At 70.9% G+C, this 22,011-nt stretch carries 15 protein-coding genes and 5 pseudogenes; 8 read left to right on the plus strand and 12 right to left on the minus strand.

The features are described from left to right. Positions 1 to 200: 200 nt before the first annotated feature. On the minus strand, positions 201 to 1,115 hold the full coding sequence (locus AB0D49_RS25165; RefSeq protein ID WP_362761304.1) for an NmrA/HSCARG family protein: 915 nt from the start codon (positions 1,113 to 1,115) through the stop codon (positions 201 to 203). 101 nt (positions 1,116 to 1,216) lie between these two features. Between AB0D49_RS25165 and AB0D49_RS25170 the strand changes: the two genes are divergently transcribed. From AB0D49_RS25170 to AB0D49_RS25180, 3 genes and pseudogenes are all read left to right on the plus strand, one after another. Continuing rightward, positions 1,217 to 1,855, plus strand: a complete 639-nt coding sequence (locus AB0D49_RS25170; protein WP_362761305.1) for a TetR/AcrR family transcriptional regulator — start codon at positions 1,217 to 1,219, stop codon at positions 1,853 to 1,855. 226 nt (positions 1,856 to 2,081) lie between these two features. Further along, on the plus strand, positions 2,082 to 3,065 hold the full coding sequence (locus tag AB0D49_RS25175) for an aminoglycoside phosphotransferase family protein (RefSeq protein WP_362761307.1): 984 nt from the start codon (positions 2,082 to 2,084) through the stop codon (positions 3,063 to 3,065). Positions 3,066 to 3,282: 217 nt separating this feature from the next. After that, positions 3,283 to 3,404 (plus strand): annotated as a pseudogene (locus AB0D49_RS25180) (IS5/IS1182 family transposase); the annotation flags it as partial. A gap of 441 nt (positions 3,405 to 3,845) precedes the next feature. Here AB0D49_RS25180 and AB0D49_RS25185 read toward each other — a convergent pair. Both AB0D49_RS25185 and AB0D49_RS25190 read right to left on the minus strand, forming a co-directional pair. Further along, positions 3,846 to 4,232: an amidohydrolase family protein gene (locus AB0D49_RS25185; protein WP_362761309.1), complete on the minus strand. Its 387-nt coding sequence runs from the start codon at positions 4,230 to 4,232 to the stop codon at positions 3,846 to 3,848. A 1,416-nt stretch (positions 4,233 to 5,648) separates the two neighbouring features. Beyond that, positions 5,649 to 6,395 (minus strand): helix-turn-helix transcriptional regulator, encoded by a 747-nt coding sequence (locus AB0D49_RS25190; protein ID WP_362761311.1) that lies wholly within the window; start codon positions 6,393 to 6,395, stop codon positions 5,649 to 5,651. A gap of 186 nt (positions 6,396 to 6,581) precedes the next feature. On the opposite strand from AB0D49_RS25190, the gene AB0D49_RS25195 reads away from it, so the two are divergent. Beyond that, positions 6,582 to 7,700, plus strand: a complete 1,119-nt coding sequence (locus tag AB0D49_RS25195; RefSeq protein WP_362761313.1) for an MFS transporter — start codon at positions 6,582 to 6,584, stop codon at positions 7,698 to 7,700. Between the two features lie 80 nt (positions 7,701 to 7,780). Here AB0D49_RS25195 and AB0D49_RS25200 read toward each other — a convergent pair. Together AB0D49_RS25200 and AB0D49_RS25205 are read right to left on the minus strand one after the other, a co-directional pair. Continuing rightward, positions 7,781 to 8,056, minus strand: a pseudogene (locus AB0D49_RS25200) (MarR family transcriptional regulator); the annotation flags it as partial. Between the two features lie 87 nt (positions 8,057 to 8,143). Then, positions 8,144 to 8,320, minus strand: coding sequence for a hypothetical protein (locus tag AB0D49_RS25205; protein WP_362761314.1), 177 nt, complete (start codon positions 8,318 to 8,320; stop codon positions 8,144 to 8,146). Between the two features lie 44 nt (positions 8,321 to 8,364). On the opposite strand from AB0D49_RS25205, the pseudogene AB0D49_RS25210 reads away from it, so the two are divergent. From AB0D49_RS25210 to AB0D49_RS25225, 4 genes and pseudogenes are all read left to right on the plus strand, one after another. Continuing rightward, positions 8,365 to 8,712 (plus strand): annotated as a pseudogene (locus tag AB0D49_RS25210) (transposase); the annotation flags it as partial. Positions 8,713 to 9,236: 524 nt separating this feature from the next. Then, the gene (locus tag AB0D49_RS25215; RefSeq protein WP_362761522.1) at positions 9,237 to 9,668 is read left to right on the plus strand and encodes a hypothetical protein; all 432 of its coding nucleotides are present in this window, start codon (positions 9,237 to 9,239) and stop codon (positions 9,666 to 9,668) included. 384 nt (positions 9,669 to 10,052) lie between these two features. Next, positions 10,053 to 13,040, plus strand: a complete 2,988-nt coding sequence (locus AB0D49_RS25220; protein ID WP_362761315.1) for a hypothetical protein — start codon at positions 10,053 to 10,055, stop codon at positions 13,038 to 13,040. A 166-nt stretch (positions 13,041 to 13,206) separates the two neighbouring features. Beyond that, positions 13,207 to 13,335: pseudogene (locus tag AB0D49_RS25225) on the plus strand (IS5/IS1182 family transposase); the annotation flags it as partial. 420 nt (positions 13,336 to 13,755) lie between these two features. On the opposite strand, the pseudogene AB0D49_RS25230 reads toward AB0D49_RS25225, so the two are convergent. From AB0D49_RS25230 to AB0D49_RS25260, 7 genes and pseudogenes are all read right to left on the minus strand, one after another. Next, positions 13,756 to 14,259, minus strand: a pseudogene (locus AB0D49_RS25230) (zinc-binding dehydrogenase); the annotation flags it as partial. Positions 14,260 to 14,294: 35 nt separating this feature from the next. After that, a complete protein-coding gene (locus AB0D49_RS25235; protein ID WP_362761524.1) occupies positions 14,295 to 14,654 on the minus strand; it encodes an alcohol dehydrogenase catalytic domain-containing protein in 360 nt (119 codons plus the stop codon). A gap of 623 nt (positions 14,655 to 15,277) precedes the next feature. Next, the gene (locus AB0D49_RS25240) at positions 15,278 to 18,115 is read right to left on the minus strand and encodes a heparinase II/III family protein (protein WP_362761317.1); all 2,838 of its coding nucleotides are present in this window, start codon (positions 18,113 to 18,115) and stop codon (positions 15,278 to 15,280) included. A 176-nt stretch (positions 18,116 to 18,291) separates the two neighbouring features. Next, on the minus strand, positions 18,292 to 19,305 hold the full coding sequence (locus AB0D49_RS25245) for a hydroxyacid dehydrogenase (RefSeq protein WP_362761319.1): 1,014 nt from the start codon (positions 19,303 to 19,305) through the stop codon (positions 18,292 to 18,294). Between the two features lie 23 nt (positions 19,306 to 19,328). Next, positions 19,329 to 20,255: a carbohydrate ABC transporter permease gene (locus AB0D49_RS25250; protein ID WP_362761320.1), complete on the minus strand. Its 927-nt coding sequence runs from the start codon at positions 20,253 to 20,255 to the stop codon at positions 19,329 to 19,331. Beyond that, positions 20,252 to 21,145, minus strand: coding sequence for a sugar ABC transporter permease (locus AB0D49_RS25255; RefSeq protein WP_362761322.1), 894 nt, complete (start codon positions 21,143 to 21,145; stop codon positions 20,252 to 20,254). The genes AB0D49_RS25250 and AB0D49_RS25255 overlap by 4 nt, the downstream gene beginning before the upstream one ends. Positions 21,146 to 21,224: 79 nt before the next feature. After that, positions 21,225 to 22,001 carry an extracellular solute-binding protein gene (locus AB0D49_RS25260; RefSeq protein WP_362761324.1) on the minus strand — a complete coding sequence of 259 codons (777 nt, stop codon included), beginning with the start codon at positions 21,999 to 22,001 and terminating at the stop codon, positions 21,225 to 21,227. Positions 22,002 to 22,011 lie beyond the last annotated feature (10 nt).

Raw genomic sequence — 22,011 nt, forward strand, 5'->3', positions numbered from 1 at the left:
TGCTCCGAAGTCCGTAGGCCGTCCGCCCCGGCAGCCCCCTCGCCGCCCAGCGGCGCCAGCGTCCCAGCGAGGGCCTTGGCACAGGTGCCGGTGAGGAACAACCGGTACCGCATCCCCGAGCAGCCGCCCGGCTGCGCCGAGACCTGCCCGCCACAGCAGGTCGCCGCCTGTGTGACCCCGACCGCGTGTGTCGCCTCCAGCTAGCCGGACACGGGTGTCAACCGCTCGTCCGCCCACTCGGCGAAGGTGGTGAGCGCGATGCCCAACTCCTGGGCGAACTCGGGCCGGGCGGGCTGGAGGACCACGTTGTTCCACTCGTGTCCGGCTCCCCACTTCGGCATTCCCGCGTCGAGGGCCTCTGCCACGTTCATGGAGGGCGCGGTCACTGGCACGCCCCAGGCGGCGGACAGGGTCTGCACGATCTGCTCCATCGTGCGCAGGTCACCGGCCAGCTCCAGTTCCACCTGGTGGAACCGGTCGGGATCTCGCAGGGCATGCGCCGCGGCCGTACCGATGTCCCGCACGGCCACCAGGGCCAGTTCGGTGTCCGGCTTCAGTACGGTCAGCAGTCCGCCGCGGGGCCCCTTGGGCGCCAGCAGGGGCAGGTTCTCCATGAAGAAGGCGGGCTTGATCACCGTCCAGCGGGCAAAGCCCGCGCCACGTACCGCTTCCATGATCGCCTGCTTGGTGTGGAAGTAGTCCGCCATCGCCGCCCAGCGGCCCTCGGCCCAGCCGGCGGCCCGGGTGTGGTCCCCGACTCCACTCGTCGAGGACTGTACGAACTGCCGCACCCCTGCGGCTTTCGCCACGTCGATCAGATTGATGGCCTGGGCGAGTTCGCTCGCGAAGTCCACTCCGGTCTCGGACATCGGCGGCATCTGCACCGAGAACACCGCACGGACCCCCTCGACCGCCGGGCCGAGCGAGGCCCGGTCGCCGAGGTCCGCCCGTACCAGGTCGGCGCCGAGCGCCTCGATTGCCTGGGCTGGCTCCGACCGCGGATCGCGTACGAGCGCACGTACGGGCACCCCGGCGGCCAGAAGCGCGCGGGCCGTGGCCCCGCCTTGCTGGCCGGTGGCACCGGTGACCAGGACGATTTCGCTGCTGTCAGGCACGATCGCTGCTCCTCACAGACCAGGGAGAATAAACGGCGGGGCCCGCCATTTAGCTTGCCGCTAAGATATGGCGGGGCCCGCCGTTTAGCAAGGAGGAGACCATGACCGGCCAGCGCTCGGACGCCCGACGCAACTACCAGCGCATCCTCGCCGTCGCCGAAGCCGAGGTCGCCGCACACGGCGCCGAAGCCTCCCAGGAGCAGATCGCCCGCACCGCAGGCGTCGGCTCGGCGACCGTGCGCCGCCACTTCCCCACCCGCCGGGCCCTGCTCGAAGCCGTCTTCCAAGAACGCATCGAGGGCCTGTGCGAGCACGCCCACCGGCTGAGTGCGACCGAGGACAGCCGCACCGCACTCCTGGAGTGGCTCCACGCCCTCGTCCGCTACGCCGTGTCAGCCCGCGGATTCGCCCACGTCCTCGGCTACGAGCCCCCCACCGAAGAACCCTCCCCCAGCAGTTGCGGCAGCAGAATCGAAGCGGCCGGAACCCCTCTGCTCCAGCGGGCCATCCGCGACAAAGCGGTCGCACCACATGTCACCTTCCACGACCTGCTGACTCTCTCCGTCGGCATCGCCCTGGCCACGGAGCACCACAAGCACCCCGACACCCAGGCCGACCGCCTCTTCCGCCTCGCCGTGGAGGGGCTCAGCCCAGAGCAGGACACAGCCCGGGTGCCGAACAAGCCGCCTCGGCCGCCTCTCGCCGCCAGCTCACCCGGTGACGCTGACGACAGCCCCTGAGCGACGTCGATACCGCACCCACCGCAGAGGCCACGGCCACCTCAAGAGCGACCCGGCCGAGGGAGCCGGTGACGATGGCCTCCTCGGCTCGTCAGCACACGCACCCAGCTTGCTCTGTGTCTGGGCGTGGGATCTCCGCTTCCCGACGCAACGGCCCGGTGATTGGCATGCGTTGCGGGTGGGATGGCCGAAGGCATCCGTCGGGTACAGCGAGTAGCCTGCCCTCATGGTGGCGGGCGAGGGAACTGAGCACGTCGGTGACGAACTCGTAGGCCCGAGCTGGGCCGCGACGCGCGCCTGGGTCGAGAAGGGGCTCTCCGAGGCGGAACACATCGAGGATGCCGTGCGGTTGCGTGGCGGCTGGACGTCGGAGATGCGCCGTCTGGAGGTTCGCGGGCCTGCGGGCCGACGCGCGCTGGTCCTGCGGTCCTTCGTCAAGCCCTTCTTCGTTCGGCACGCGGAGGGCCTACTGAACCGCGAGGCGGCCGTTCTGCGTCTGCTCGACGGCACGGACGTACCCGCGGCCACGCTGGTGGCCACGGACGCGACAGCGCGGTACTGCGATCACCCCTCCTTGCTGATGTCTCTGTTGCCCGGAACCGTGCGGCTGGGCGACGAGGGGGCCGACCGCCGTGCCGAACTACTGGCCCGGCAGCTGTTGCGTATCCACCGGCTGTCGGTGACCGCAGAGGCACGGCCGCGCGCGTACCAGGCGTGGACCTCTCCCGATCGGGTGAGCCCGCCCGAAGACACCGAGCGGCCTGAGCTGTGGCAATGGGCCGTGGACGTGATCCGCCGCGAGCCCCCGGCGTACCGGTCCTGCTTCCTGCACCGTGACTTCCACCCCGGCAACGTCCTCTTCACAGGCGACGGCGACGGGCTGCGGATCAGCGGCGTCGTCGACTGGGTGGAGACCTCGTGGGGGCCGGCCGACCTGGACGTGGCCCATTGCTCGACGGCCCTCGCCTTGCTGCACGGGGTTCCCGCGGGCATGCAGTTCGCCGACCTCTACGTCGCGGCAGGAGGGACACTGGCTGAAGATCGCGCTTCTCATCTCTACTGGCGTCTGCTGGACGCCTTGGGCTTCGCTCCGGACGCGGAGAAGGTCGCCGTCCCGTGGCGCGAGGCGGGCCGCGCCGATCTGACCCCAACCCTGCTGACCAGCCGCCTGGAGGAGTATCTCCACGCGCTACTCGTGCACTACGCCTGAAATAGGGTTCTCCTGGATAAGGTTTTTGACGGCGTTTCAGAGAGTGAGCGGTTCTGGGATCACTGGGGCAGATGCTCTTGCCGTGGCGGATGCGGCGGAGGGCGTCGTGCGCCGATCTGTTTCTCCCGGTTCCCTCCCATCTAATCCCAAGGCGCCCCTGCCTGATCTCGTTTGCTCCTTGGGAACGGGCTGCGCCGCCGGACGGTACTACGGAAACATGACGCGACACCGCCCGTATCCGAGCGCTCTATCCGATGCCCACCGGGGGCTGCTGGAACTCGTCCTGTCAGTCTGGCGTGCAGAGCGAAGAGGCAAGGCACGGACCTCGGCCGCCCACCCGTCTCGGTGCTCAGCTCGGTGAACCGCGGGCCGACCCTGGTTTCGTCCGGCAGGGCGCCGCCCCCGGACGCGGTCCAAGCGGTGGCCGAGTACCTCACCGCGTGGCGCAAAGCTGCCGCCGCGCCCTGAGGACGGGCAGCCGCCGCGCACCTCATGCATAGCCCCGGCATTCCGCCCCACGGGGCTTCGCCGGCGCTCGTGTCGGACCCGTCGGCGTTCGTGCGCACGGTCCGCCGAACCCGAACCCGCCGCAGCGCTCACCCGTTCCCACGCCCGCGGGGCGGACGGCCCTGTCGGAGTTGTCCCGCCGCACCATCGGGAGGGCCTCCCCGCCGTCCGGCTCCGCCACCACACTCTCCCTCCGACACCGCGGTAGCCGCACACCGCAGTGGGCTCTCTGGTCGGCTCTTGTTGCATGGAGCAGGGGCGGTGGTGCCGGATTCAGGTGGGGTCGAGTCCGAGGAGGGTGGGCGCGTTGGTGTCGAGGATCATGCGGGACTGCTCCGGGGTGAGTCCGGCATTGTCGATGTACGCGATGGCGGTGCGGAAGAGGTCTCCGGCTTCGTAGGGGAAGTCGGTGCCCAGGACGATCCGGTCGGCGCCGAAGGATTCCACGGCCGCGCGCAGGGCGGGGGTGTGGCCGTGGCCGACGCTGTCGAACCACAGGCGGCGGGCCGCGGCGGACGGCTTCTCGGGGGTGTCGGGTGCTTCCCAGCTGACCTGGTTGTCGGCGCGCTGGAGCAGCATGGGCAGGGCACCGCCGAGGTGCGAGGCGAGGATCCGCATCCTTGGGTAGCGGCTGGGGATTCCGGCGAGGATGAGCCGCATGATGGCGATGGTGTCCTCGATGGGTGCGCCGATGGACCAGGTGGAAGCGACGCGAAGGCCAGGAACCGGTCCGGGTGGTCGCGCACGATCTGCGCGTACTGGTCGTTGATGAACCGGGCCGCCCGCAGGGCGTGGTCGGGGTTCTGGAAGTGCGGGGACTGGGGGGCCGGGGACAGGACCTGGTGGGTCACCCCGGTGGAGTCCATCAGCTCCAGGCGGGCGGCCAGTTCGTCCGTACCGAGCCCGGCGCCGGTACCGCGCTGGGTGGCGGTGTCGGTTTTGCCGTATCCGTCGAGGAGGTCGAGGTAGTCGTCCGTCCAGACATGGGCGTGAACGTCGATCCGCATGGGACCTCCCGGATGCCGGTCCCCTGCCCCACTATCGGACGGGCCCGTGCCCACGGCACCCGCGACTGGGCCACCCGGGTGAACCTACGCCGTACCCAAGGGCTTCACCGGGCCGGCAGCGCTCCGGGCTCCCGGCTCCCGGCTCCCGGCTCCCGGCTCCCGGCTCCCGGCTCCCGGCTCCGACACGCTACGGCTACGGGGCAAGGGCGAACGGACGCCGGGCTCCGTGGCAGCCGATCCTCTGCCGGCTCTTCTCGCCGCGCTCGGGGCGGTCGGATCAGGCGGCGGCCTCCCTCCATCTCCTCGGACGGTGGTCGGTTGCCGGGTCGACCGGCAGTTCCCGAATCAGCATGTCTGCGTCCGCCACCCCCAGCCGCATCCCGGCTCGGGCAAACCAGCCGTGTCCCCGGGCTGCTGCGCACCCAGCAGTGAAGGTCCAGCGGCTGTCACCTCACGCGGTCCTGCTCAGTGGCGTCGTCTGCGGGACCGCAGCCGCTGCCGTGCCGCGCGTTCCGTCCCCGGCCCGGTCGTCGAACGTCCTCGCAGCCGCGGGGCCGACTCCGCTGCTGAAGCCGCCCAGCCGCTGCCGTCGCCGAAGGGGCCTCGGAACCGGGCCGGTTGCCCTGGCGGGCTGGCTGGTTCTCAGAGAATGATGAAGTGGACGAAGTGTTCACCGAGGTAGGAGGAGTAGCGCTTGGTCAGGTTCGCTCGTAGGTGGCGGGTCTACCCGGCTGAGGGTGGTGTTGAGGTGGTGTGAGCAGGTCGTGGCCGAAGATCCGGTTCTGGACCAGGCAGATCGACTGTCGTTGCTCACCCACGGCATACAGGGCGGAGCGGTGAAGTCGCCGGTGATGCAGATCGGGCGCGGGTCGCTCCACGGGACCTGGGCCGCAGCCGTCACCCCGAGTCGGTCGCGTACCGAAGTGCTCGAACTCGGCCCGATGGTTCATCAGCCACGCCAGACAGAAGTGAGCCTGGCGGCTTCCTCCGAACGCGGTGGTGGTAGGTGCGCGTGGGCTGTGGGAAGGGATTCCGCGGCGGATACTACGCGACGGTGACCGGGGGTCGCTCAGCCGCGTCGCCGATGGGTGCCCGGGGTGTAGCCGAAGGAGCGGCGGAACACCTCGATGAAGGCGCTGGGGGTGGACCAGCCGCAGCGGTGGGCGACGGTCGTCACGGGCAGGCCCTCGGCCAGCATCCGCAGCGCGTGGTACAGCCGGGACTGGGTGCGCCACTGCGGGTAGGTCATGCCGAACTCGGCACGGAACAGCCGGCTGAGGGTGCGTTCGCCGGTGCCGGTGGCCGCGCCGAGGGCGGCGAGGGTGCGGGGGTCGTCCGGGTGCTCGTGGACCAGGGCGCAGACGGCGGACAGACGGGGGTCGGTGGCGGTGGGCAGCCGCAGCGGCTGCTGCGGGGAGGCGCGCAATTGGTCGCGCAGGACGGCGAGCAGCCGGGCGCGTTCGGGTCCTCGGTCCTCGGGGTCGCGGGTGTAGGCGAGGATCAGCTCGCGCAGCAGCGGGCCGACGACGAGGACGGTGGGGGTGTCCAGACCGAGCGGGTTGTCGTCGGCGGGCAGTCCCATGCTGTGCAGATCGAGGTGGCCGTGGGCGCGGTGCGCGTGCACGGCGCCGGCGGGCACCCACAGGGCCCGGGTGCCCGGCGCGAACCAGGTTCCGTGCTCGGTGGTGACGGCCAGCACTCCGGAGCCGGCGTAGACAATCTGGTGCTCGTCGTGGCGGTGGGCGTCGATACGGGTCCCGGCCGGCATCGTCCGGGTCCGGGTGGGCGCCTTCGAGTCATGGCGGATGTCCGACACAATCAGGCAGTTTATTGGAAGCCCGATAGTGATGCCCGGCGCGACGATCGCCTCATGCCGAGTTCACCGCCGGGGAGGTCCCCGGGCACCGCGCCGAGCCAGCCGCCGACACCGACGCCGACGCCGCCGACCCGTGCCGCGACGGGGCGGCCGTCCGGTGCGGGGCGGCGGCGGCCGATCGCCCTGATGTCAGTGGCCCACGCCTGTGTGGACGTCTACCAGGGGGCGGTGGCGGCGCTGGTGCCGTACTTCGTCGCCGAGCGCGCCTATTCGTACGCGGCGGCCTCCGGGATCGTACTGGCCGCCTCGTTGCTGTCGTCGCTGGTGCAGCCGTTGTTCGGGGTGCTGACGGACCGGCGGACGATGCCGTGGCTGCTGCCGGTGAGTGTGTTCGTGTCCGGGGCGGGGGTCGCGCTGAGCGGGGTCGGGGACGCGTACGCGGCGACGCTGGCGGCGGTCGCGGTGTCCGGGATCGGGGTGGCCGCGTACCACCCGGAGGCGGCGCGGGCGGCGCGGGCCGCCTCCGGGGGCAGTCAGACGGCGATGGGCTGGTTCTCGCTGGGCGGCAACGTGGGGTTCGCGCTCGCGCCGCTGCTGGTGTCGGCGGTGGTGGCGACGGGCACGCTGAAGGCCACTCCCCTGCTGGTGGTCCCCGCGCTGCTGGGTACGTTCCTGTGTCTGCTCACCCGGCGGGCGCCCTCGGTGACCGTGACGGCGGCCGGGGCGGACGGTGCGGACGACTGGCCGGCGTTCCTGCGGCTGTCGGGGGCGATCGTGTGCCGGTCGATCGTGTTCGTGGGCCTGAGCGCCTTCATCTCGCTGTATGTGCGGGAGCGGCTGGGCGGCGGCGCGGCGATGGGGACGGCGGCGCTGTTCGTGCTGTACGCGGGCGGGGCGCTGGGGACGGTGGTGGGCGGCCGGCTCGCCGACCGGTACGGGCGGCTGGTGGTGGTGCGGCACTCGTACGCGGTGACGGCGGTGGCGGTGGCCGGGCTGCTGCTGGTGCCGGGGCCCGCCGTGTTCTTCTTCACCGCGCTGGTGTCGGCGGGCCTGTATGTGCCGTTCGCGCTGCATGTCACGCTGGGGCAGGACTGTCTGCCCCGGCACATGGGCACCGCGAGTGGGGTCACTCTTGGCCTGGCCGTCAGTGTCGGCGGGCTGGCAGCCCCGGCGCTGGGCGCGCTGGCGGACACCACGAGTCTGCGGACGGCGCTGGTGCCGTTGGTGGTGCTGCCGGTGGTGGCGTGGATGTTGGTGCGGGGGCTCAAGGAGCCGGGGGGTGGGTTTGTCGAGCCGGCGTCTTGAGGGGGCGAGGTGAGGGGGTGAGGTGAGGGGGTGAGGTGAGGGGGTGACCGGCCGTCGTGCCGTGTGGGCTGTGCCTCCGTCTCGCCCTCCTCCTCCGCCATATGGGCGAGGAAGTCGTCGACCGTGCGGTGGAAGAGGGTGGCGAGCCGGCGCAGTTCCTCGGGGTTCCGGTCGGCGAGGGCGACCTGCATGTCGCGCGCCCCGGCGTCCCGGATGCGGGCGATGGCCTCGCGCCCGGCCTCGGTCAGCTCGATGCGCTGGGCGCGGCGGTCGTCGGGGTCGGGGACCCGGGTGATGTTTCCGGCGCGCTCCAGCTGCTGGACCGCGCACGTCAGCTCCAGTGCCTTGATGACCAGCGAGGCTGGAAGCGCGTGGACAGTACGGACGCTGGACGGACTGTCCGCACAGAGGCTTCGCACACGAGAGGGCGACCGGGGGACGGGTCAGCCGGACCCCATCCCGGGCAGTTCCGCCGCCGCGATGCGCAGGGCACGCAGCGTGGCGGCCTGGATGTTCCTGAGGACGGTGTCCGGCGACTGAGCGGGGTCGGGTCCGTGCCAGGCCCAGTCCTCCACGGCGACCCGCAGCGCCGCGTCGATGACGGCGGCCTCGGTACACACACCGCAGGGTTCCGCGGACCGGGCCGGGACGCCAGCGCACCCGGCCCGACCACGTGATCGCCGACAAGGACTACAGCTCCCGCAAGATCCGCGCCTGCCTGCGCGGGCGCGGCATCCCCCACACCATCCCCGAACGCGTCGACCAGACACTCGACCGTCTCAACCGGGGACCGGCCGGAGGCCGGCCAACAGGTTCCGACCGGCGGACCTGCCGGCTCCGCAACGTCGTCGAACGCCGCTTCGGCAGACTGAGGCAATGGCGGGGCCTGGCCACCCGCTACGACAAGACCCGCGAGTCCTCCCAGGCAGCCGTCACCATCGCCTCAATCCTGCTCTGGATCTGGTCTTTTGAAGACGGACCCTATGGCTCCCCACCACATCGCGGGCAATGAAACAGAGCCTCCTGCACGGGCCAGGTGGGCAGTGCAGAGACATGGGTGGCTCCGGTACCTTGCCGCCCTGCGATCCCCACGACCCCCAAGAAGCGGTCCACGGGGCTCCGAGCGCTCAGATCCAGCCCACGGTGATCAGCAGGATGACCTCGAGCACCAGCAGCAGACGACCGACGCCTCCCGACTCCTGCCGTCCCGCGCGTCGAACTTCACGATGACCCCGACCGGCCGCGCTCCCGCCTCCAGCTTGTAGATCCTTTCGGTGACCGTGGCTGTGGAGTCGACCGCGTTCTGCCGCGAATGCACGGCGTTGCGGAAAATCACCAGACCTATCGCCGAGAAAAGAGTGCAAAGAATCCGATTCCGATGACCACCCCGCCCCCTCCGTCACATGCAACCTCAGGATGAGTCTTATGGACGGAAGCTGCTCCCCGTCCCCGCCGCGTTCAAGGCGGGAGTGCCCCTGTGTCTTCGGTCGAGAGAATCGGGGTGCGTCGGGCCAGGGAACCGTGCTGCATGGCGCGGTGGTCGATCTGTTGTGGGAGGACGTGAGCTGCTTCTTCGACCCTGACGTGGTGGGGTCGCTGCCGGACGGGCGTGCCCCGGACGCTTCGGTGGAGGACTGGCAGGCGGTCCTCGATCTTGCCGCGGAGAAGGGGTGGAAGTGCCGGTACTTCGAGGGGGAGACGGTGTTTCCGGTGCCCCGGGCGAAGGCCGTGCTGTCCCGTCCGGCGGACGCTGAGTGCCCTCGGCTGTGGGTGTGGCCGGATGCCGAAGTGATGGCGGTCTTCCGGTTCCATGCCGCCGATGAAATCGACTTCGACTCCGACGTACGGAAGTTGCAGGGCCAGGGGCGAATTACTGATTGTTTCAGAATGAGATTCGGATCTTCCGAAGGCAGGCGCTGCCAGCCTCGACCAGGCGGGGGCTGGTGGCCACGCTGGTCTCCGCTCTGAAACGGCAAGGCGTCGTGGCGTGCGACCGCCTCGCGGCCAGATTAGTTCTTGAGGGTGCCCGCCGCGGGTCTCGTGCGTAGGCCCCCTGCCCTTGGAGGTAGGCGGGTCGGTGGTTGACGCGGTGACGATCCGGCTCCGGGGAAGGCGGGCAGCATCCTTGGACACCCCACTGCGGTAGAGCCGTTGGCTTCAGCACTGTTTCTAGCCATTTCCTCCACAACGTGCCCTAGTTGTGATTGATCTGTGTAGGTTCGCCGTCCGGAAGCGTCGTTCGCCTTCCACTCCTTCTGTGCTCAGACGGGACACGTGATGGCCACCTCCAGCACCGACATGCCCTCAACCACACCTGCGAGTACGCCGCCCGGGTCCGGGATGGACAAGGCGATGCTCGATGGCGCGACGCCGACGGATCTGCTTCCCACCACGGGCAACTACCCGACGGAGGTCGTCCGGTACCAGTCGGTGGTGCTCACCGACATCCCCGGGGCGGCCCCGGGGCGCGCCCTGACCGGCGCGATCGACCTCGGCGAGGAGAACCTCCCGTTCTACGACCGCCCCGCCGAGGGCATGGTCGTCACGACGGAGCAGAGCTGGTCGGCCCAGGGCGTCACGCTCGGCCGGCTGCTGCACAGCCTGGCCCTCGCGCCCGGCGAGAGCACCCGGGTCGCGGTCGTCGACTGGCAGCGCACCACCCGGGCGACGGGCGCCGAGACGGCCGGCGAGAACGAGTTGCTGACCGGCTCCACCGACCAGAACCGGTCGATCAGCGAGGTCGCGAACGCCATCGCCCGCGAGGAGCAGCACGGCAGCTCCCAGGGGTTCGAGGTGGGCCAGTCGTCCAGCGAGGGCGGCAGCATCGGCGGCTCGCTCGGCGTTGTGTTCAGCGGTGGCGGCAACTGGAGCAAGTCGTCGAACTTCGGCATCGCCAGCGCGGTGTCACGCTCCACGGGCGTGCGCTCGGTAGCGCAGGAGGCGACGCAGCGGATCAGCGCGCGGACCCAGCAGCTCGCGACCGCGGCCCGCAGCCGGAACATGACGGTCGTGCGCGAGACGTCGCAGGCGGAGCAGGACCAGGTCCTGACCCGGGTCGTCACCAACTACAACCACATGCACGCCATGTCGGTGCAGTACTACGAGGTCGTCCAGGTCTACAACGTGACGACCAGGCCGACCCGGCTGGAGCGCTGTCTGTTCATACCGCTCCAGGAGCTCACCTTCACCCACACCAGCCTCCAGCGGTACAAGGAGGTGCTCGCGTCGGTGGCGCCGGCCGACTGGGCGACGAAGATCCGCGCGGCGAACCCGTTCGACACCGCCGTGCGCAGACTCGACGCGTGCGCGGCACCGGAGGTGCCGACCACTCAGGAGTTCGCCGGGGTGGAGCTGGCCGACGTCGCCGCTTCGGCCATGGGCGTGTACGGGGTGCGCAAGGCCGACGGCAGCCCGGTCAAGTTCGACCCGGCGACTCAGCAGTGGAAGCCTGTGCCCACCACGGGACTGAGCGGCGGCCTGACCCGCATCGCACCGGGCAAGGACACCGTCTGGGCGATCAGGGCCACCGACAACATGGTCGTTCAGTTCGACGGGACGACCTGGCGAGGTGACGGGTGGGGCGGCTACGCGCTGCGCATCGTCTGCGCCACGGACGGCACGGTCTATGTCATCGGTACCAACAACGCGATCCATCAGCGTGGCCAGAGCGCATGGTCGAACCTGGGGGTCACGGCCGACGACATAGCCGTCACCGGCAAGGACAAGCTGTGGTACTCCCGGCAGGGGCTCTTGTACGAGCGCAGTGGTACCAGCTGGGTGCAGCGCGGCGGGTCGGGCGTGCAGCGTCTGTCCGCGACATCCGACGGTGCGCTCTGGGCCGTCGTCCAGTCCCAGTCCAGCACCGAGACCATGCCCCTTCTGGTGGAGTCCGGTGCGACGACCCTGGTTCGTCCCACGGCCGGCGGCCTTCAGAGCGTGACCGGGCTGGCGCAGATCGCCTCGGTCGGCGGTGGAGACTACTGGGTGCTGATGGGCAACGGGACCGTGCGCCGGATTCTGGGACGCGAGGCGCTGGTGGCCTTCGAGGACCAGCCGAAGGAGGACTCCGCCTACGCGTCCAGGATCGACGTCTGGTCGGACAGCGACGGAATCCGCGGCATCCAGGTCGTCTTCCCGAGCCACACCTTCGGATGCGGCGACATCGGCGGCTCCGGCGTGCAACAGGCGTCCTACACCTTCGGCGGCGCCGACAAGCTGATCTCCTATGAAGCCTGGTCCGGCAGGACCGCCCGCGGCAGCCTCGCCGGGCTGCGTCTGAAGATGACCTCGGGCGTGGCGAACTTCGGCATCGCGGCGACCACCACCGTCGCGCCCGACCTGTCCGAGGGCGCCGGCGGCGGATCGGCCATCTGCGGGCTGTTCGGCTCGACGGTGAAGTCCGGCAGCCGCACCTACGTCGCGTCCCTCGGCTTCCACGTGCGGGGCGGGAACGTGCCCCAGCCGGTCCTCGACCACCTGAACGACAACCGGCGCCACTACAGCCAGGCGGTGTGGGCCAACGCGGACGAGCTGACCTTGAGCCGCATCCTCGCCAACTACTCGTACACCCCGGCGGGTTCGAGCGCGGGTCCGGTCCCGCTCGGGATGCTGCTGGACCCGAAGCCGATCGCGGCCACCGGCAACTACCTCGGCTTCCGCTGGAACTTCGCCAGCGAGCAGGAGCGCGAGGCGTGGACCAAGGCCCGTCGACTGAGCGACAGTACCTTCGGCACGCCGGTGGCCGACACGATCGCCATCGCCACCAACGGCGTCTTCGCCGAGGCCGTCCTCGGCCGGTCCAACGCGGCCGAGAAGATCGACCTGACCCGCTTCTGGAACTGGAAGGACTCGCCCATCCAGATCACCCCGGCCGACATCGCCCCGGTGTCCACCGCCTCTCGCGCGCAGAACCTCGACACCACGGCGGCCGGCATGGGCGTCTCCCAGGCGAAGTTCACACCGCTGGTGGCGATGCCCGACCCGGTCGGCCTCCAGACGACGCAGGCCATCGCCACCGCGAACCTGTTCCGCGACATGAGCGGCCTCGACAACATGAGCCAGTTCCTCACCAAGGGCATCGAGGCCGCCGCCGGGAACGACAAGGAGGCCGGGATGCGCGCCCAGGAGGCGATGAAGACCGCCACCGAACACGCGCAGAAGATGGCCCAGATCGCGGTCGACGCCCTCGGCAAGGTGCTGCCGCTCGCCACCGGCGGAGCCGCAGGCGGAGGCGGCAGCATCAGCGCCCTCGGCGGCATGCTGAACCAGGGCGCCAAGGCCGCCGCTCCGGACAAGAAGGCCGACACACCGTCCACGGACGGGACCGCAGCGAAGGCCTGATCGCCCCACGTCGCGGGTCCGGGCCGCCGCCTGGACCCGCCCCACCATCCGAACAGTGGGTGCTCCGGAGACGCATGGCCCGCGCGTCTTCTACCAGGGCCATTCGCTCCAGAATGAGTTGAGCCGGGGGCTTGCGCCAGGCGATCCTGGCCAGTAGGGCATCCGAATACGAGCTGATCTTGTTGCGGACAGCCTGTGGGAGCGGGTGGCTCCGCTCCTGCCACCCGCCCCCGAGCGACGCCATCGCCGTCCCGGGCGACTTCGCGTTCCGGACAGGGCGGCTCTCGCCGGCATTTTCCCGGCTCAGATGACTGCGGCCGACTGCGGCTGTCGGCGTGCTCGCGTGCAGAGGCAGGTACGGCCGGACCAGCAGAGCAGGCAGCCGCCGTTTCGCCGTTGCTGCCGTGCGAGATGATGGAGCGGTGGATCTTCGTGGCCTGGTCGGGACGCACCCGCGCCCGGCGGAATCCGGCAGGCCGCGTCCGGCAGCCGGGCATACGGGGCGGGCATACGGGGCGGGCGTCCTACGAGACGGCCGACATCGCCGGGCCGCCGGACGCCCCGGCCCACTCCCCCGGCGGTTCCCTGTGGACCGCGAACCGGAGCGGGTGGCCCGGCGAGCCACGGCCTCCTCCACCTCGCTGAGCGGCAGCGCCCCGGACACCAGTCGGGCGAACCGGTCCTGTGCCGGGGTGCGCACGACGAAACCGATCGCCTCGGCCAGGTCGGCCGCGGTGTGGCTGTGGCAGCCGCCGGCCTGGGAGAGGTTCCGGACGAAGAGGTCGGGCCGGAAGCTGACCCGGCGGCCGAACGACATCGAACCGGCGAGAGCGACCCGCCCCGCCGGTCCCACGATGTTCAGCGCCGACTGCACCGCCCGGCTGTCACCGGAGAGTTCGAGTACGGCGTCCGCCCCGCGCTTCGCGGTGAGCCGGGACAGGTCGGAGGGCGGGCACTCGTCGGTCGCACCGAAGGCGAGGGAGAGCCGACGCCGGTTCCTGTCTTTGTCGCAGGCGACGATGTGTTCCGCACCGAGTTCCCGGGCGTAGGCGACGGCGGTAGGACCGAGCAGGCCGCAGCCGATCACCACCACCCGGTCGCCGGGCCCGATGCCGGTACGGCGGGCGGCGCACACCACGGTCGCGGTGGCACACCCGGCGGGCGCGGCGACCTCGGCGGGCAGTGTCGCGGGGACGGCGACCAGACCGGTCTCCGGCATCAGTGGCAGTGCGTGGCGAGGGCCCCGTTGAGCCGTCAGCGTCCGGTCATGGACTCGTGTCCATGGGTGAGGGCGTTCTCGCGGTGCTGCGGAGCCCCGCGCGCGCAGCCCTGACAGGTGCCGCGCGAGGTGGCTTCCGTCCAGCCGACCCGCAGCCCGGGGGTGACCGGGCCGCCGTCCGTGAGCCGTACGGTGGCGCCGGCCTCCTCGACGGCATCGACCGCCTCGTGGCCGGGCACGGTGGGCACCGGGATGCGCCGGTGACCGGCGACGATCCGCAGGTCACGGCCGCACGGTGTGGCGAGTTCGACGCGCACCAGGGTCTCGCCGGGGGCGAGTCGCGGCCGGGGCGGGAGGCGGAGGGCGAGCCGCTGCCGAGGCCGAGGCAGAACCAGACGGCCAGGGGGGCGTTCCGCCGGGGCCGGTCATGCCGTGTCCCCTCCGGAGCCGGGCCGGGCGAGGCGCCGGGGTGGGGCCGCCCGGAGGACGCGTCGAGCGGTGCGGACCCGGGGCGGGGGCCGCTTCCGCCGGTGTCCGTCCGGATCGCGCCCGTCTCAAGGGGTTCGGGCAGGACGTACCCACCGATCTCGCGTGCGGAGTTGCGCGGAGTGGCCTGGCACGGGGCCGTACCAGCCGACGGGGCGACGAGGCGTGTCACGGTGGTCACACGTGCTCCTCGCTGCCGTTCCGCTCCCCGCACAGGAGACCGCGCTGTGCACACGGACGAGGGAATCCCCGGTCTGGCTCCGGGAGCTGTCAGCACAGCAGAGGTGACGGAAGGTGCGTACCGGATACGGCGGCGGCTCTCGCTCGCCTGCCGTCACGGTCCGCGCCGGGTCGTCGCCGTGGACGAGGACACCGCGGGGCACCCGGCGCGTGGGGGTCGCGCCGAGTGCCCCGGGCATCGCCGGAACCTGGAGAGCAGCCCGGCGCGCCGACACCGGGCCCAGGCACCGGCCCCGGGAGGCCCGCACGCTCCGCCGGACGGCGGACGGCCACGGACCTCCCGGGGGCCTGGCTACCGAACGGCCGCGATTCTGGCCATGCCGTTCGCGCACACGACGGGCACCGCCCGGCCGGCGACCGTGGCCGTCGTGCACCCCCGGGGGGCCTTGAGGTACAGGTCCCGGCCGAACGCCTGCGCCGCGGGTCCGGTCACCTCGATGGTCTTCCTGACCGGGTCGATCCGCACGGCCAGCGTCGACCCCAGCGGCTTCTCGACGGAGAGCAGCCGTTCCCCGCCCTGGTCGATCGTGGTGCCGCGGGCGATGAGCAGGCGCTGGACACCTTGGTACTGATCCACATAGGCGACTGAGCCGTTGGAGACGCAGGGGCCGAACCTGCGGTTCTTCGCGTCGGTCGGTCCCTGGAAGTAGTGGCCGGTGAGCGCGCCGGTCGAGGCGGTCAGCCGCAGGGCGTGGCCACCGTCGGGGGCGGCGTCCTCGGTCAGCGTCGCGGTGGTGCCGCTGCCCGGCAGCACGGGAAGGAGGAGTGTGTCGAGGAAGATCCTGCCGGACGCGGTCACGGAGTAGGACACATACCGGGACCGCACCAGCTGGTAGAGGGCCTGCGAGTAGTACCCGTCCTTGAGCGCGGCGGTCACCCTGGCGGGGACGGCCGGGACGATGGTCAGCTGGGTGCCCGACGTGAACTGGGTCCGGGCGACGCCGGCCGTCAGGGCGGGGGCGGCTTCCGGCAGCAGATGCCAGTTCTGCTGATAGGTGTGCTGCCGGGTGTCGGCCGGGGTGAGCATGTCGGTGACCACCCAGCCCACGCCGTGCAGGAACAGCACGGCACGGGCGTGCCGGACGCCGGGGGTGCCTTCGGTGAAGCCCTCGGCGAAGTCCACCCACGGCATGGAGTGGTTGCTGATGGACGACCCTGTGGCGGTGGACTTCTGGGCGAGTCCGTCGATGGTGACGGTGCTGTGTGACTCGGTGGTCTTGCGCAGCCAGTTGGCCTCCGGGACATCGGCGTAGGTGTAGGCGCCCATGGCGGGCAGCAGTATCCGCCCGCCGGCGTAGACCTGGACGGCCAGTTCGTCGGGGTGGCCGTGGTTGCCGTAGTCGGCGTTGAGGCGCAGATACCAGTCCTCGGCGGTCCAGCCGGTGCGCTGCACGGCGACGCGGGTGTCCCGGTAGAGGGCCGAAGTGTGCTGCGGAGCGGGTCCGGCGGTACCTCCGGTGGCCACGTGGTGCAGTTGGTCGTCCGACAGGAAGGTGGCCAGTTCCTTGAGGCTGGGCCGCCAGTCCGTGAGGCTGGAGTCGCCGTAGGCCGGGTTATAGCCGCTGGGGTAGGTCTGGTCGGCCAGGAACCAGGCGAGGCTGCGCAGGGGGGCCGGCGGGTCGATCGGGTAGCCGTTGGCGGTCAGGGTGCGCACGTTGGCCATGAATCCCTGGGCGACACCCATGGCATAGCCGCTCGATGCCTCGACGTATCCGCCGTCGGGGTACAGGGCGTCGGCCATCTGCTTCACCAGGTATGCCTGTGCGCCGTCGCGCCAGCTCTTCGCCGCGGCGAACTCCGGGAAGGACACGCCGAGATGGAGCAGGGTGCCCTTGATGGAGATCATCCAGTTGGGCGTGTCGGAGGTCGTGGTGGTGAAGAAGACCCCGGCGGCGTGGATCGCCTTCAGGATCGTGGTGTTGGCGTCGGCCGTCAGGGAGGGGCTGGTGCGCAGGGTCTCGTAGCCGTAGCACCAGTTCTGGTAGCGCCAGGCCGAGTCCAGGTTGCGGGGGTAGCTCGCCGCGCCCGCGGGTGAGCTGTCGGCGGTGTAGCCGTTGGCGTCGGTGATGAAGTCGGTCATCAGCCCGATGAGTCCGGCCGCGACCTTCTCGTCCCGCCCGGTCCTGTAGGCGTCGGTCAGCGGGCCGACGAAGTAGTGGCGGCACAGCTGCCAGCCGAACTCGTTCCCGACGTTGGCGCCCTCGGGCTGCTTCCAGTCGAAGCCCTTGGGGTCGCCCTGCCAGGACAGGGTGTCCTGGAGGGTGTTGTTCCAGGAGCGCTTGGTCTCGTCGAAGTTCACCTGGGCCTGGTACAGCATGATCTGCTGGCTGCTGCCACTGGTACGGCCGGACAGCGCGAGTCGCGCGCTCGCCGGAGCCGGCACACCGGTGAGGTCGAACCAGAGGTATCCCTTGCGGGTGTTCGGGGAGAACGGTCCGGTGCCCTCGTCGTGGACCTGGATGTTCGGGGTGGAGCCGAAGGCGGTGGCGGCGTCCTTGCCCGCCGCGATGTAGCAGGACTGGCTCGCCGCGACGCGGTGGACGGTGCCGTCGGCGTACGTCAGGGTCAGCGCCGGTGCGCCGCTTGCGGCGCGTCGGCCGGCGAACTCGGCGGTGGCGGCCTCCTTGTGGCGTGCCATGAGCATGAATCCCACACCGCCGCCGCTGGCCGCGGCCTTCACCGCGGCGCTGACATCGGCGTCGACCGTGGTGAAGGAGGGGCCCACGGTCAGTGTGGTCTGGTAGATCTCGCCCCTGCCCAGCGTCCAGATGTGGTCGAGGCCGAGCGGCACCATCGAGGGGCTGAAGTGGGCGAAGTTGGCGCGGGGCGGGGGTGTGCGCTGGGCGCGGGTGCTCATGTACTGGAGCAGCGCCGTCCGGGCCTTGGGGTAGTCACCGGCACGGGCCGCGTCGGCGACCGGCTTGAGGCCGGTGTGGGCCGTGTAGTCGAAGGCGGGCGGGGTGCTCCAGCCGGCGGTGGCGGTGTTCCAGCGGCCGAAGAAGTCGGCGTCGGGGATCTCCGTGGACACGGGCGGGGCCGCGGTGGCGAGGGCGGGGAACGCGCCGACGAGTGTCACGGCACCGAGGGTGGACAGACCGGCTTGGAGAACGGTCCTGCGGTCGAGCGGCATCTCTGCCTCCTGAAGGGGTTGGGGTGGTCGGGAGAGCGGGGCGGGACAGGACATGACCGTCCCCTTCATGCGCGAGGGGAGGTCTGGCTCAAGGGGCCCCGACGACAGAGTCAGGGGCGAGGAGGAGCGCCGGTCCCGGGCACTTCCGCAGTCGGCGGCGGACCGCCCGGGTGGCTTCAGGCCGACCGGCCGAGCTGGTCGCGCCGTACGGGGTGGGCGAAGGGCAGCCCCTCGGTGAAGCGGGCGAGTTCGTCGAGCGCGTGGCGGGCGAGGCGGTCCAGTTCCCCGCCGAGCGAGCCGGCGATGTGCGGGGTGAGCAGCACGCCGGGCAGGTCGTACAGGTCGGAGGCGGTGGGGAGGGGTTCGGGGCAGGTCACATCGAGGACGGCGTGAATCCGGCCGGAGGCGAGTTCGGCGGTGAGGGCGACGGTGTCGACCAGTGATCCCCGTGCGGTGTTGATCAGGGTGGCCCCGTCGGGGAGCAGCGCCAGCCGGGCGCGGTCGATCATGTGGTCCGTCTCGGGCAGGCTCGGGGCGTGCAGGGTGACGGTGTCGGACACCGTCATCAGCGTGTCCAGGTCGACGAGCCGGGCGCCGAGCGACGCGGCCTCGTCCGCGTCCAGGTAGGGGTCGGCGACGAGCACCTCGAAGTCGAACGGACGCAGCAGGTCCAGCACCCGGCGGCCGATGCGGGAGGCGCCGACGACGCCGACGGTCCGGCCGTAGTTGCCGACGCTGGGGAAGCGGTCGGTCCAGGGCTCCAGCGTCCGGTGGTGCCGGTAGAGGGCGTTGATCTGCCACACCCGCTTGTGGGCGAAGAGGATGGCGGCGAGGGTGAACTCGGCGACCGGTACGGCGTTGGCCTCGGCCGCCGAGGTCACCTCGATGCCCCTCTCCCAGCAGGCGTCGGTGATGTGGTGCTTGACGGTGCCCGCGGTGTGGATGACGGCCCGGAGCCGGGGGCTGCGGTCCAGTACGTCCCGCTCGATCGGCGGGCAGCCCCAGCCGGTGATCAGTACGTCCACACTGTCCAGGCCGGTCGCGTCGGTGAAGTCCTCGACGACCTCGCCGGGGTCGATGTCCGCGAGCCGGGTGAGCCGGACGGTGGTGAGGGGGGTGAACAGGGCGTCCTTGACGGAGCGGTGCATGGCGAGTCGGGCGCGCGGCCGTCGTCCGGGGGCGGTCGTCATCGGCTCTGCCTCCTGAGGGGCGGTCATTTGACGGCTCCGGCCGTCATGCCCGAGCGCCAGAAGCGCTGGACGGCGATGAACAGGGCGATGACGGGCACGATGGCGACCAATGATCCGGTGAGGGGAAGCAGGACGTTCTCCGTCTGCCCCTGGCTCAGCGCCGTGGAGTTCCAGATGTAGAGGCCGAGACTGACGGGGTAGAGGTCCTTGTCCGAGAGCATCACCAGGGGGAGGAAGAAGTTGTTCCAGATCGAGGTGAACTGGAACAGCCCGATGGTGACGAACCCGGGGCGCATCATGGGCAGCGCGACCGATACGAACGCCCTGAGTTCACCGGCGCCGTCCACCCGGGTCGCCTCGACGACCTCGTCGGGGACGTACGAGGCGGCGAAGACCCGCGCCAGATGGACCCCGAAGGGGAACACCAGCCCCGGTGCGAACACGGCCCAGAAGGTGTTGGTGAGATCGAGGTCGGCGGCCAGCAGATAGGTGGGCAGGGCCAGGGCGGCGCCGGGGATCATGACGCCCATGAGCACCAGGCCGTACAGCGGGCCCTTGCCGGGGAAGCTGAACTTCTCGAAGACGTAGCCGGCCAGCGCGCAGATGAAGGCCGCCAGGACCGCTCCGGCACCGGCGTAGAGGAGGGTGTTGCCCACCCACCGCAGATAGATGCCGTCGGCGGCGGCGAACAGGTGGCGCAGGTTGGCCACCAGATGGAATTCCCGGCCGGGCGCGAAGCCGTCCGTGCCGAGCAGGTCGGCGAGGTTCTTCGTGGACGCCAGCAGCAGCCAGAGCGGCGGCAGCAGGGTGTAGGCGACGACCAGCAGCAGGATCAGGTTGACCCCTGCCCGGGACAGGGAGACGGGGGTGCGTCGACGGGTCCGGCGCGGGGACCGAGCGGGGGCCCGGTCATCGGCGGGGCGGGTACGCCGGAGCGGTGTCTGGGTCATGACGGGCTCCGTCGGTCGGCGAACCGCATGACGGCGAAGGACAGTCCGGCCGCGGCCAGGGCGATCAGCAGGGACGCGGCGGCGGCGAGACCGTAGTCGTTGCGGCTGAAGGCCGCGTCCTGGGTGTAGAGGTTGGGTGTCCAGGTGCTGGTGATCGAGGTGGACGCGGAGAGGAGCATCTTCGGCTCGGTGAACAGCTGGATACCGCCGATGACGGTGAAGAGGGCGGCCATGACGACGGCGGGCCGGATCAGCGGAGCCTTGATCCGCAGGGCGAGCTGCACCCGGCCGGCGCCGTCCAGGGTCGCGGCCTCGAGGACCTGCTCCGGTACGGCCTGGAGGGCCGCGTAGAAGATGACGACGTTGTAGCCCATCCACTCCCACACGGCGATGTTCACCACCGACAGCAGGGGGTGGGTGGACGCCGGGCCCGGCGTGTTCGGGGACTGGCCGAGCCAGTCGGTGACGGGGCTGAGGCCGGGGGTGTAGAGGTAGAGCCAGATGAGGGCGGCGACCAGGCCGGGCACCGCGTGCGGGACGAACACCGCGACCTGGGTGAAGCGCCGGGCGACGGCCAGACCGGAGTCCAGCAGCAGCGCGACACCCAGGGCGCCGAGGATCATCACCGGGACGTAGACGGCCACATACCCGGCGATGGTGAGGAAGCCCTGCTGGAAGGCCGCGTCCGTCACCGCCTCGGCGTAGTTGCCCAGCCCGGTGAACCGGCGCTGGACCCCGCCCAGACCCAGGCCCGAGGACTGTTCGCTGTACAGGCTCAGCCAGGCCGCGTAGCCGAGCGGTGCGAGGGTGACGGCGGCGAAGAGGACGAGGAAGGGGGCGAGGAACAGGGCGGCGCTGCGCCGCTGTCGTCGTACGAGGGGGGTCGCCATGACTATCTCCCGCACAGGTGCACCGGCCGCGGCGCGGAGCGTGGACGTTCGGCAATCTCACGTTCCGGCCTGCGGACGGTCACTCGGAGACCTTCAGTCCGCGGTCACGGACGGCCTTGACGGTGGCGTCCTGGACCTGTCCGTAGATGTCGGGGAGCCGGGCCGAACCGTCCGTCACCTTGCCGAGCCGGTCGTTGAAGGACACCTCGGTGGTGGACATCGCCGGGCCCCACCGCCAGCCGGGCACGACAGCCTCGTACGACGTCGTGTCGGCCTCGAAGACGTCCTGTCCGCCGTAGTAGTCGGTGGCGAAGTTCTTCCTGGCGACCGGCACCAGCGCCGGGGCCGCCGGGTACATGCTGCTGGTGCCGCTCTTGTACCAGGCCGCGATGCCCTGGGGGTCCGTGGTGATCCACTTGATGAACTCCAGGGCGGCGCCGGCCTTCTTGCTGCCCTTGGGGACGATGAAGGACGACCCGCCCCACATGGCGGAGGCACTTTTCCCGTCCCAGGTCGGAAGCTGCGCGACGGCCCAGTCGCCGCGCTGATCGGGCACGAGGTTGGACATCTGGCCCGCGCACCAGGAGGCGCAGAAGTAGCCGACGACGGCTTCCTTCTGGACGCCCTGCCAGAACTGTTCGCTGTACTCGGGGAAGCTGCGGACCAGGTCGCCGCGGACCAGGTCCTGCCAGTATCCGGCGACCTTCCGGGACGGCGGGTCGTCGACGCCGACGGTCCACGCGTCGCCCCGGGTACCGAACCACTTGCCCCCCGCCTGCCAGGAAAGCCCCGTCAGCAGGCTGTAGTCATGGGTGAGATAGACACCGGCGCGCTTGCCGGAGTCGATGGACTTCACCTTCGCCGCG

Origin of the sequence: Streptomyces sp. NPDC048290 (genome assembly GCF_040652095.1) — a bacterium.
Taxonomy (GTDB): domain Bacteria; phylum Actinomycetota; class Actinomycetes; order Streptomycetales; family Streptomycetaceae; genus Streptomyces.

Coding starts and splice junctions, on each gene's coding strand:
- AB0D49_RS25195 (WP_362761313.1), top strand. CDS start 6,582: ATGTCAGTGGCCCACGCCTGTGTGGACGTCTACCAGGGGGCGGTGGCG.
- AB0D49_RS25240 (WP_362761317.1), bottom strand. CDS start 18,115: ATGCCGCTCGACCGCAGGACCGTTCTCCAAGCCGGTCTGTCCACCCTC.
- AB0D49_RS25175 (WP_362761307.1), top strand. CDS start 2,082: ATGGTGGCGGGCGAGGGAACTGAGCACGTCGGTGACGAACTCGTAGGC.
- AB0D49_RS25170 (WP_362761305.1), top strand. CDS start 1,217: ATGACCGGCCAGCGCTCGGACGCCCGACGCAACTACCAGCGCATCCTC.
- AB0D49_RS25220 (WP_362761315.1), top strand. CDS start 10,053: ATGCTCGATGGCGCGACGCCGACGGATCTGCTTCCCACCACGGGCAAC.
- AB0D49_RS25250 (WP_362761320.1), bottom strand. CDS start 20,255: ATGACCCAGACACCGCTCCGGCGTACCCGCCCCGCCGATGACCGGGCC.
- AB0D49_RS25245 (WP_362761319.1), bottom strand. CDS start 19,305: ATGACGACCGCCCCCGGACGACGGCCGCGCGCCCGACTCGCCATGCAC.
- AB0D49_RS25255 (WP_362761322.1), bottom strand. CDS start 21,145: ATGGCGACCCCCCTCGTACGACGACAGCGGCGCAGCGCCGCCCTGTTC.
- AB0D49_RS25185 (WP_362761309.1), bottom strand. CDS start 4,232: ATGCGGCTCATCCTCGCCGGAATCCCCAGCCGCTACCCAAGGATGCGG.